Origin of the sequence: Burkholderia sp. Cy-637 (genome assembly GCF_011753175.1) — a bacterium.
Classification (GTDB): domain Bacteria; phylum Pseudomonadota; class Gammaproteobacteria; order Burkholderiales; family Burkholderiaceae; genus Burkholderia; species Burkholderia gladioli.
The window spans coordinates 1-10,142 of record NZ_VWWC01000212.1 but is presented as its reverse complement, the minus strand read 5'-3'; the positions used below and the strand labels follow the sequence as shown (position 1 = coordinate 10,142).

The window sequence follows — 10,142 nt, the reverse complement described above, 5'->3', positions numbered from 1 at the left end:
TTCCGCCGCCGAGCGCGCCGATCACCACGCCGACGGTGCCGATCGACCGGCGCCCGCCGCTCAACGCGGCAGCGCGCGGCACGCCCTTCCATGCGCCGACGGTGAGCTCGAACGTCACCATCAACGTCTACCCGACGCCGGGCATGGACGAGAGGGCCGTCGCCAACCTGATCAAGGCCGCCCTCGACAAGCAGGCGGCCCAGGATCGCCAGCGCGCTACCGCCGCACTGACCGACTAACCGGAGCCCCCTCATGCTGATGTCCCTCGACCAGTTCGTGTTCAGTCTCACCTCGGCGCCGTTCCAGCAGCTCGGGCGCGCGCGCGGCTGGAAGCACGCCTCGAAAACCCGGGTCGGCCGGCGCGACGCGCGCCAGTACGTCGGCCCCGGCGACGACACCATCACGCTCGACGGCGTGGTCGCGCCCGAGACGATCGGCTCGATCGCCTCGATCGACGAACTCGCCGCGATGGCCGACCACGGCGACGCCTACGTGCTGGTGGACGGCAGCGGCAACGTCTATGGCGCCTACCTGATCACCGCGCTCAACGAGACGCAGACCTATCACACGCCCGAAGGCGTGGCGCGCCATATCGCCTTCACGCTGACGCTCACGCGCGTGGACGACGCGGAGCTGCGCATGACCGACGACAACCCCGATCCCGCCGGCGGCAGCAACGACGACGCCGGCACCAGCGCCGGCTCGACGACCGGCACCCCCACCTCGCAAACCGGGGCCGCCTGATGCCGAGCAATTCGAACGAACGCACCCCGGCCGAGCGGCGCCGCATCGCGCGCGTCGAATCGCAGCCCGACTACCGGATCACGCTCGACGGCCGCGATATCTCGATGCTGTTCGCGCCGCGCCTGGAATCGCTGACGATCACCGAGAACCGCGCCGACCAGGCCGACACGGTGGACATCACGCTCGACGACACGCGCGGCGACCTGGCGCTGCCCACGCTCGGCGCCGAGCTGAAGGTGGCGATCGGCTGGAGCGGCGAGCCGCTGGTCGACAAGGGCACCTACATCGTCAACACGGTGAGCTGGTCGGGCACGCCGGACACGCTGTCGGTCAGCGCGCATTCGGCCGCGATGAGCGAGGGCATGCAGCAGCGCCGCGAGCGCAGCTGGCACCAGCAGACCATCGGCGCGATCGTGCAGGCGATCGCCGCGCGCTACGCGCTGCAGCCGGTGGTGGGCGCGGCGCTGGCCGCCATCCAGATCGCCCATGTCGACCAGACCCACGAATCCGACATGTCCTTCCTGACGCGCCTGGCCAAGCGCTACGACGCGGTGATGAACGTCAAGGACAAGCGGCTGCTGTTCATGCCGATCGACACCGGCAAGAGCGCGAGCGGCAAGCCGCTGGCGGTGCTCGCGCTGACCCGCGCCGACGGCGACCATCACCAGTACCGCTCGGCCGATCGCGACAAGTACGACGCGGTGCGCGCCAACTACCACTCGAACGGCAAGGGGCGGCGCCTGTCGGTGACGGTGAAGGGCGAGACCAGCAAGAACGTCAAGGTGCTGACCGACGACTACGCCTCGCAGGAGGAGGCGATGGCCGCGGCCCAGGCCGAGTACAAGCGCATGCAGCGCGGCAAGCAGACACTCGCCTATTCGCTCGCGCGCGGCCGGCCCGAGGTGTTTCCGGAAACGCCGGTCAGCTTCAGCGGGCTCAAGCCCGAGATCGATGCGATCGAATGGCTGATCAAGAGCGCGCGGCACACGCTCGACAACAATGGCCTGCAGACGGAGCTCGAGCTGGAGACGCGCGAGGACGCCCAGGCGGACAAGAAGAACGCCGGCAAGACGGCGACGCCGGGCGCCGCGTCGTGAGCCCGGCGAGCGATGACGGCACGTGGCTCGAGCGCGGCGCGGGAAACCGGCCGCGAGCGGAGATCAGGTCATCAGGAGAAGTCGGGCCGAAGAACTCGACCCGGGCGGCGGAGGTGCCGATGAAGATGCCGGCGCTGGTGCGGATCCAGCAGCCGGCGACATGCCGGGAACGGCGCGCGGCGCTAGCGCGGTGCCGCGGCCGCGCCGCCCGGCCCTTCGTCGTCGCGAACCAGCATGGCGCGCACCTGGCCGAGCGTCGTCATCGCGGCCAGCGCCGCCTCCAGCACCACGCCCACCGAATCGATCGCGGTATCGATCGCCGCGGCCGCCTCGGCCCGCTCGTCCGCGTCGAGATGCGCGGCGGTGTGCAGGCTCGGCGCGACGAGCAGATGCGCGGCCGGATTGACTGGCCGCTCGGCCAGCGGCGCGACACCGGTCATGCGTTCGAAGGGCTTCGTGTTGCTGTGCATTTGTTCTGGTCTCCCACGGACACGTTCGACAACAGCGCCGCACGGCAGCGGATCGCCTCGGAATGGCAGCGCGTGTCAGCAAGATAATACTGTATATCCATACAGTATCAAGCTGTCGAATCTCTCAGCGCAGGCTGACGATTGCCTCGCGGAGGTCCGCAATGGCACGCCCGGCGCGCCATTCGGTACTCGGTACTCACTTCCGGGTCTTGCCGGCGCGCTCGGCCTTGAGCCGCTCGACCTCGGCCATGGCCCGCTCGACGTTCTCGGCCATGCGCTGGTCGAGCGCGGCGCGGCGATTTTCGGCGAGCCGTTTGACGCGCGGCGTGCTCGCGCCCTCGCCGCCTGCGGTCATCGAGCCGGTGTTGATGCAGGTGGCGATGAAGCCCTGCACGGCGGCCTTGCCCGCCTCGTTGAGCTGGCGGTAGCCGTCGACCAGGTCGCCCTCGTCGGCCGGCAGCACCGCCGGGCTGACCTCACCGGTCAGCACGTACCAGATGTCGACGCCCACCTCGCGCAGCGCCAGCAGATAACGCGCATCGGGCGCGCTGACGTCGGCCTCGTAGTTGAGCTGCGTCTTGTGCTTGAGGCCTCCCAGCGCGGCAAATTCTGGCTGACTCAAGCCCAGGCGCATCCGCTCGCCGCGCAGCCGCTTCCCCACACTGTCCATTAAATTTCCATCCAAGTTGTTGACGTCCATAAAAATGGATGACACACTGAGCTTACATTAACGCAAGACTAAGCGAGCCAGTATACCGACCGTGAAGACCGCCAAAGGACCCCGCCGCTCCCCGCGTTTTGCCCTGTCGAGCAAGCCGCTCTACGTGCATCTGTCCGAGCTCGAGCGCGGCGAGCTCGAGCGCGCCGCGCAGGCGCAGAACCGCTCGCTGTCGAGCACCGCGCGCAGCCTGCTGATCGGCGCGATGCGCGCGGCGCGCCTGGCCGCCGGCAAGCCCGAGGGATGAGCGCGACGCCCGCCCGCGCCCCGCAGCACCCCAACCCCATACCAAGTCGAAACCCGTAGCGAACGGCCGGCCGCGGCCCCGCTCACCGCCTCGTCCGGAGGACCTCCATCATGCGCATCCTGAATCGCTGCCCGCATTGCCGGACGCGCGCCACCGCGCGCACCAGCCGCGAAATGTCGCCGACCTTTCGCGAAGTCACCTACCAGTGCAACAACGTCGAATGCGGGCACACCTATGTCGTGAACATGGAGTTCGCGCGCACCCTCTCGCCCTCGGCCATGCCCGATCCGACGCTGCAACTGCCGGTCTCGCCGCACGTGCGTGAACGCGGCGAGCAGCAGCTCGACCTGCCCGTCTAAACCCGCCCTTCCGCGTTTCGTCGTCCCCTCGCATCGCGCCCGCGTGGCGTGAGGGGATCCGTTTGCCCGAAAAAAGAGAAAAACATGACGCACCCTGTTCCAGGGTCGATCGCCCCGGCGCTCGACCCGGGCACCCTGCTGCCCGAAATCGGCGCGCGGCGCGGCCTGGTGGCCGCCTGTGGCGCCTGCTGTTCGCTGGTGGCGCCGCTGCCGGCCGACGTTTCGATCTGTGATTCGTTCTGTTGCTCGTCTTGCTGCTCGTCTTGTTGCTCGTCCTGCGGCTCGTCCTGCGGCTCGTCCTGCTGCTCGTCCTGCTGCTCGTCCTGTGGCTTGTCCTGTGGCTCGACCTGCTGCTCGACCTGCTGCTCGTCCTGTGGCTCGACCTGCTGCTCGTCCTGCCATTCGGCAAGCGACTCGTCCTGCCGATCGCCCCGCGCCTCGTCCTGCCTCGCACCGCGCCAGGCCGCGCTGCGCGCGAGCTGGGAACACCTGCGCCTGATCGGCGACTTCGAGGCGGCGATGCGCCACCGCGCGTTGCGCCATGCCGTCGAGGCCGCGGCCCGCCTGATGCGCGAACGCGCCCTGCATCTGCCGCTGACCCTGCCGTGCCGCCCGCCCCGCTCCTTGCCCGCCTTGCCCGCCTTGCCCTTGTCCCGCTCCACTATGGAGGCCCGCCGATGAATGCTCACCCGATCGCCCCGCACGACGCGGTGCTGCACGCCGCGATCACCGCGGCGGCTGCCGCCACCCCGGCCGGCACCTCCCGGCAGTTCCTCGCCGCGCTCGCGGCACGGCTCGCGCTCGGCTTCCCCGCCTCGGCCGAGGCGCTGCGCGCGCTCGACTGCGCGAGCGACCCGCAATCCACGGAGCCCCGCCCCTGACCATGGCCTCGATCGACGAACTGAAGCAGCGCATCGACCTGCACGAACTGGCCGAGCGCCTGGGCCTGAAGCGCGGCCGCGGCGGCGAACGCGCGCTCTATCACTCGCCGCATCACGAGGACCGCAGCCCCTCGCTGTCGATCTACGTGGACCACCCGAAGCACGGCACCGGCTGGCGCGACCACAGCGCCGACGCCGGCGGCTCCTGCGTGGACCTGGTGATGCACGCGCGCGGCGGCAGCCTGGCAGACGCGCTGCGCTACCTGCACGACAGCTACGGAATCGCCGCCACGCGCCCCGCGACGGCCGAGCGGCGCCCCAAGTCGACCCTCGACTACATCGCCGAGCGCTGCCTGGCCGCGCGCGAAGGCGTGCGCGACTACCTGCTCGGCCGCGCCATCACGCCCGAGGCGATCGACGCCGCGTTCGCCGCGCGCACGCTCGGCTTCAACGACTGGAGCAGCGCCCGGCTCGCCGCCGGCGAAGTGGGCCACGGCGGGCCGGCGGCCGCCTTCATCGTGCGCGGGCCGCGCGATGGCCAGGTGGCGGCGGTCGACATGCGCTACCTGGACCCCGCCCTGAACGGCGCGGTGAAGACCCAGACCCAGGGCGAGAAGGCCGGCCACGGCTGGACCGCCGACGCGCGGCGCCTGGAGCGCGCGCGGCGCGTGGTCCTGGTCGAGAGCGCGATCAACGCGCTGTCGATCGACAGTTGCGCGCTGCCCGGCACGGCGGCCTTCGCGCTGCGCGGGCTGGGCAACGTCGGCCAGCTCGACTTCAGCTTCCTGCGCGGCAAGCAGGTGCTGATCTGCCTGGACAACGACGCGCCCTTCGCCGATGGCCATCCGCGCGCCGGCCATCGTCCCGGCCCGGAAGCGGCCTGGGCGCTCTACGAGACGCTCACCGGCCTGAACATCGGCGCGATGCTGGTCGACCAGGCCGGCTGGTTGCGCGAGGCGGCCCAGGGCGGCGGCGCCGGCGAGCCGATCAACGACGTCAACGACTACCTGCGCGAGCGCGGCGCGGCCGAGCTCGCGCGCGCGCTCGAGCAGACCGAGCCCTGGCTGATCGCGGGCCTGCCCGGCGACGCCACGCGGCGCGGCCGCCCGCGCATCTTCCTGCCCTCGCACGACTTCGCGCAGTACTGGCGCTTTCGCGTGCGCGCCGACTTCACCAGCCATATCAGCAAGATGGAGCGCAACGAGGAAAGCGGCGCCGAGACGCCGGTGCTGGCCGATCTCTGCGGCTTCCGGATCGCCGGCATCAGCCGCGTCTCGGTGGCCAGCGCCACCGCCACCATGACCGGCGACGAGGACCAGGCGCCCACCGTCTACTTCGCGGTCTCGGTGCAGGCGCCGCGCCACGGCGCGCAACTGATCCGCCGCGTGATGCTCGACGACCAGCTGCACAACGTCGACCAGTGGAACAAGTTCGGCCCGATCTGGGCGCCGGCGCCGTTCAAGCGCATGGTGAACATCCTCGAGCGCGGCGCCGACCTGGGCGCGCGCCAGGCCGCGAACTTCGTGGGCCTGGCCTGGCGCGACGGCCGGCTGATCGTCAACGAAGGCCCCGACTGCTATTTCACCGAGGCCGACAAGCAGTGCCCGTATCACAACCTCAGCTTCCCCAGCGGCCCGGTGGCCGACGCGCGGCGCGTGATCGCCGCCTACCAGCAGACCTTCCGCCAGAACGCCGCGACCGTGCCGCTGGTGTGGGCGCTCGGCGGCCACCTGAAGGCCCTGCTCGGCTTCTGGCCGCACCTGACGGTGCAGGCCAACAAGGGCGCCGGCAAGTCGACGCTGATCAAGCGGCTCGAGCGCACGCTGGCCTTCACGATGTTCTCGGGCCAGTCGCTGCAGACCGAATTCCGCCTGCTCACCAGCATCAGCCACACCAGCCACCCGATCGGCTGGGAGGAGCTGTCGGCGCGCCGCCAGGACGTGATCGACAAGGCCGTCGGCCTGCTGCAGGAAAACTACCAGTACACCGTCACGCGGCGCGGCAGCGACATGACCGAGTACCTGCTGTGCGCGCCGGTGATGCTGGCCGGCGAGGACGTGCCGGTGCGCAGCCTGCTCGGCAAGCTGGTGCGCACCACCCTGACCGGCAAGCGCGGCCCGCTGCTGCCCGACGAGCTGCCGCGCTTTCCGGTGCGCCAGTGGCTCGAGTTCCTGGCAGGGCTGAACCGGCGCGCCGTGCTCGAGCATTACGCGACGCTGCGCGACAAGGCGCTGGCCAACTGCCGCGCCAGCGGCGAGGACGACGGCGCGCGGCGCATGGCCGGCAACTACGCGGCGCTCGCGCTGGCCTGGCGCTATCTGTGCGAGTTCGCCGGCATGGATCCGGCCGAGGGCGAGTTCGCGCGCGACCTGCTCACCGAGATGAACGGCCACGTGGCCGAGACCAGCGCCGATCGCGAGCCCTGGGTCTGGATCATGGAGACGGTGCTCTCGGAGATCGACGGCGGCAACTACCAGCATCCCTTCACCTTCGACACCATCGACGGCGAGTTCTGCCTGCTGCTGCGCACCGGCCACGTGATGGACCACCTCGCCCACACCAGCGCGCTGCGCGAGAAGTGGAACGCGCTGCCGGTGAAGTCGGATCGCATCTTCAAGGCGCAGCTCAAGCAGGCGGGCGTGGTGGTGGGCGAGAAGGAGGTCGAGCGGCGCATCTACACGCGGCGCGTGCCCTACCTGACGCCAGTCTCGCTCGAGCGGCTGGCCGGCTTCGGGCTGCACGTGTCGATCCGCGAGGATCTCGCCTCCGACGCGCTGGCCAGGAGCCCGGCATGAAGGCGCCGATCACGATGGCGCCCGGCCGCCGCATCGACTCGCCCCCCGCGCCCCCCGCCGATCGATCCGGCCGGGCGCGAGCGCGGGCCCGGAAGCGAGGGGGCCTGCCCGCCTCGATTGCCTCGATCGCCTCGCCGGGGTACCCGGGCAGCGTGCAGGACTCGTGGCTGGCGCGGACATTGGCGCCCAAGTGCTTGATTCGCAAGACATCGCCTGCCGCGACAGCGCCCCGCCGCGCCATCAGTCCCGCTGTTTTCACCACCAGTCGGCCAAACCAGACGCGGCGCCCCTGCTTTTCTCTCTCTCTTCAAATCATTGAAGGAAAAGGAAAAGAAAGGGGCGGGGAAGGCCAGCACGAAGCCACGCAGCGCGCCACGAGTCGCGGCTGTTCCGCCATCGGTGACAAACGCCGCCGGGATGACGCGCCATCAGTCGCCACTGCCCGCCAGCCATCGCCGATGGCCAGCCATGGCGCCCAAAACCCTTGCCGATCAAGGACTTGCCGATGAATTCCACGAATCCCGCGAGTCCATGGCTTGCGCTGCCGGTGCCCGCGCCGCGCGAGGCCGGGATCGAGCCGCCGGCGACGCTGGCCACCCTCGACCTGGCCGGCGCGGCCGCGATGCTAGGCGCGCATCCGGAAACCATCCGGCTCAAGGCCCGCGCCGGCCAACTGCCGGGCCGCAAGGTCGGCAAGCGCTGGATCTTCTCGACCCTGGCCCTGCAGCGCTACCTCGCGGGCGAATGGCTGCCGCGCGAAACGCCGGTCGCCCCCGTCAACGTCACCGTTACTTCGGAACCCCTCGCCCCATGTCGCTCTACAAACGAAAAACCAGCCCGAACTGGCAATACAAGCTCTACCCCCCAGGCGGCGGAACGCCGCTACAGGGAAGCACTGGCACCCGCGACAAGGAGCGGGCGCAGGAATTCCACGACCGGCTGAAGGTGCAGCTGTGGAACCAGGCGCGGCTGGGCGTGAAGCCGCGCCACAGCTGGAACGAGGCGGTGATCCGCTACGTCACCGAGCGCGAGGGCCTGCCCAGCCTGGAAACCTCGAAGACGCACCTGCGCTGGCTCGACCGGCATCTCGCGGGCCTGGCGCTGGACCGGATCGACCGCGAACGCATCGACGCGATCGCGCTGGCCAAGCGCCAGGAGCCGCTCACGGTGCGCACCCGCGAGGGCGTGGTGACCACCGGGCGCGGTGCCAGCGCGGCCACCGTGCGGCGCGTGATCGGCGTGCTGAAGGCGGTGCTGAACGCGGCCGTCGAATGGGAATGGCTGGATCGCGCGCCGGTCACGCGGCGCACCCGGCTGCCCGAGAAGCGCATCCGCTGGCTCACCCCGGCCCAGGCCGAGCGGCTGCTGGCCGAGCTGCCCGCGCACCTGGCCGAGATGGCGCGCTTCAGCCTCGAGACCGGCCTGCGCCGCTCCAACGTGACCGGCCTGCAGTGGTCGCAGATCGACCTGGTGCGCCGCGTGGCCTGGATTCATCCCGACCAGGCGAAGGCGAGGAAGGCGATCACGGTGCCGCTGTCGGACGTCGCGCTGGCGGTGCTGCAGCGCCAGCAGGGCGCGCCGCGCGCACCGGGCTGCCGCGACAGCGTGTTCGTCTACCGCGGCCGGCCGGTCCACCAGACCTCGACGCTGGCCTGGCACAAGGCGCTCGAGCGCGCCGGCATCGCCGACTTCCGCTGGCACGACCTGCGCCATACCTGGGCCAGTTGGCATGTGCAACGCGGCACGCCGCTGCAGGTGCTCAAGGAACTGGGCGGCTGGGAAACGCTGGAGATGGTGCAGCGTTATGCGCACCTGTCGGCGGATCACCTGGCGCAATGGGTCAGGCCGCTGACGGCCGATACCACGCCGCTGCCGGTCCGTCGCCTGGACGCCGGGGACGAAGAAAACGGGGACTGAATCAGGTGGGCCGCGCGAACGGAAACCGGCGCGGCTGCAATCCAGCTGCACACGATATCGACAAAAACGGGGAAAAACCGCTGAGAGCCTTACGGCGATTGGCGCGCCCGGCTGGGATCGAACCAGCAACCCCTGCCTTCGGAGGGCAGTACTCTATCCATTGAGCTACGGGCGCTTCGGGAAACCGTGTCACGACCCTCGAAAACCCGGGCGGGACGGCGGCAAGAGCGAGAGCATACCTTGTTTCCATGACAGCGTCCACCGCCCGCGGCGGCCCCGCCGCCTTGCGGGTAAACGCCCGCCGCGCGGAGCCCTTCCGCTCGAAAAAGAGGCGTCTATAATCATCGGTGCTTCCGCCTACAGACATTCTGCCGCAGCCGAACCCGAGCAAAATTCCTACTCACGGAGACGAGGCCAGCATGAGTGAAGCGCCCCACCACGAAGCGCCCATCAAGACGCCCGGGCAACTGATCGCCGTGATCGTCGCGTCGTTCGCGATCCCGATCGTCATCATCATCCTGTTCGCCACCTACGCCAACCACGTGTTCCGCACCGGCGCCGGCACCGACAGCCTGTCGGATGCGGCGGTGGCCGCGCGCATCGCGCCGCTCGCGCAGGTCGACGTCAAGGATGCCAACGCGCCGCGCAGCTACAAGAGCGGCGAGGAAATCTACAAGGCGGTGTGCGTGACCTGCCACGCCAGCGGCGCGGCCGGCGCACCCAAGTTCGGCAATGCCGGCGACTGGGCGCCGCGCATCGCGCAGGGCTACGACACGCTGCTGCACGTGGCGCTGACCGGCCAGGGCGCGATGCCCGCGCGCGGCGGCACCAGCCCCGACGACGTCAGCGATTTCGAAATAGCGCGCGCCGTCGTGTACATGGCGAACAACAGCGGCGCGAAGTTCGCGGATCCA

The 10,142-nt window shown here is 70.2% G+C and carries 12 protein-coding genes, 1 tRNA gene and 1 pseudogene; 10 read left to right on the top strand and 4 right to left on the bottom strand.

The annotated features are described in order from the left end of the window. The 3 genes from F3J10_RS31845 to F3J10_RS31835 form a co-directional block, all read left to right on the top strand. Positions 1 to 239 (top strand): hypothetical protein (locus tag F3J10_RS31845; RefSeq protein ID WP_167243763.1); only part of this gene is annotated, 239 nt, incomplete at its 5' end. Between the two features lie 13 nt (positions 240 to 252). Continuing rightward, complete coding sequence (locus F3J10_RS31840) at positions 253 to 744, top strand: phage tail protein (protein ID WP_025097756.1); 492 nt, start codon at positions 253 to 255, stop codon at positions 742 to 744. Beyond that, entirely contained in the window at positions 744 to 1,841 is a 1,098-nt protein-coding gene (locus F3J10_RS31835; protein WP_167243762.1) for a phage late control D family protein, read from the top strand. The genes F3J10_RS31840 and F3J10_RS31835 overlap by 1 nt, the downstream gene beginning before the upstream one ends. Before the next feature lie 182 nt (positions 1,842 to 2,023). Here F3J10_RS31835 and F3J10_RS31830 read toward each other — a convergent pair whose 3' ends face one another. After that, positions 2,024 to 2,311: a hypothetical protein gene (locus F3J10_RS31830; protein ID WP_025097754.1), complete on the bottom strand. Its 288-nt coding sequence runs from the start codon at positions 2,309 to 2,311 to the stop codon at positions 2,024 to 2,026. Positions 2,312 to 2,507: 196 nt separating this feature from the next. After that, a complete protein-coding gene (locus tag F3J10_RS31825; protein ID WP_025097753.1) occupies positions 2,508 to 2,981 on the bottom strand; it encodes a transcriptional regulator in 474 nt (157 codons plus the stop codon). Positions 2,982 to 3,072: 91 nt separating this feature from the next. On the opposite strand from F3J10_RS31825, the gene F3J10_RS31820 reads away from it, so the two are divergent. Both F3J10_RS31820 and F3J10_RS31815 read left to right on the top strand, forming a co-directional pair. Beyond that, a complete protein-coding gene (locus F3J10_RS31820) occupies positions 3,073 to 3,276 on the top strand; it encodes a hypothetical protein (RefSeq protein ID WP_013696212.1) in 204 nt (67 codons plus the stop codon). Positions 3,277 to 3,386: 110 nt separating this feature from the next. Then, entirely contained in the window at positions 3,387 to 3,635 is a 249-nt protein-coding gene (locus F3J10_RS31815; protein ID WP_025097752.1) for an ogr/Delta-like zinc finger family protein, read from the top strand. Here the strand turns inward: F3J10_RS31815 and F3J10_RS31810 are convergent. Then, a complete protein-coding gene (locus tag F3J10_RS31810) occupies positions 3,632 to 4,324 on the bottom strand; it encodes a hypothetical protein (RefSeq protein WP_167243761.1) in 693 nt (230 codons plus the stop codon). The genes F3J10_RS31815 and F3J10_RS31810 overlap by 4 nt on opposite strands. Between F3J10_RS31810 and F3J10_RS31805 the strand changes: the two genes are divergently transcribed. The 4 genes and pseudogenes from F3J10_RS31805 (at position 4,313) to F3J10_RS31795 (ending at position 9,228) form a co-directional block, all read left to right on the top strand. Then, the gene (locus tag F3J10_RS31805) at positions 4,313 to 4,516 is read left to right on the top strand and encodes a hypothetical protein (protein WP_167243760.1); all 204 of its coding nucleotides are present in this window, start codon (positions 4,313 to 4,315) and stop codon (positions 4,514 to 4,516) included. The genes F3J10_RS31810 and F3J10_RS31805 overlap by 12 nt on opposite strands. A 2-nt stretch (positions 4,517 to 4,518) precedes the next feature. Further along, complete coding sequence (locus tag F3J10_RS31800; RefSeq protein WP_167243759.1) at positions 4,519 to 7,311, top strand: toprim domain-containing protein; 2,793 nt, start codon at positions 4,519 to 4,521, stop codon at positions 7,309 to 7,311. 505 nt (positions 7,312 to 7,816) lie between these two features. Then, a pseudogene (locus F3J10_RS36700) lies at positions 7,817 to 8,038 on the top strand (helix-turn-helix domain-containing protein); the annotation flags it as partial. An 83-nt stretch (positions 8,039 to 8,121) separates the two neighbouring features. Beyond that, positions 8,122 to 9,228 (top strand): site-specific integrase, encoded by a 1,107-nt coding sequence (locus F3J10_RS31795; RefSeq protein ID WP_167243758.1) that lies wholly within the window; start codon positions 8,122 to 8,124, stop codon positions 9,226 to 9,228. A 99-nt stretch (positions 9,229 to 9,327) separates the two neighbouring features. Here the strand turns inward: F3J10_RS31795 and F3J10_RS31790 are convergent. Continuing rightward, positions 9,328 to 9,403 (bottom strand) — tRNA-Arg (locus tag F3J10_RS31790). 244 nt (positions 9,404 to 9,647) lie between these two features. Between F3J10_RS31790 and F3J10_RS31785 the strand changes: the two genes are divergently transcribed. Further along, positions 9,648 to 10,142: c-type cytochrome (locus F3J10_RS31785; RefSeq protein ID WP_167243757.1), on the top strand; the 495-nt coding region annotated here is incomplete at its 3' end.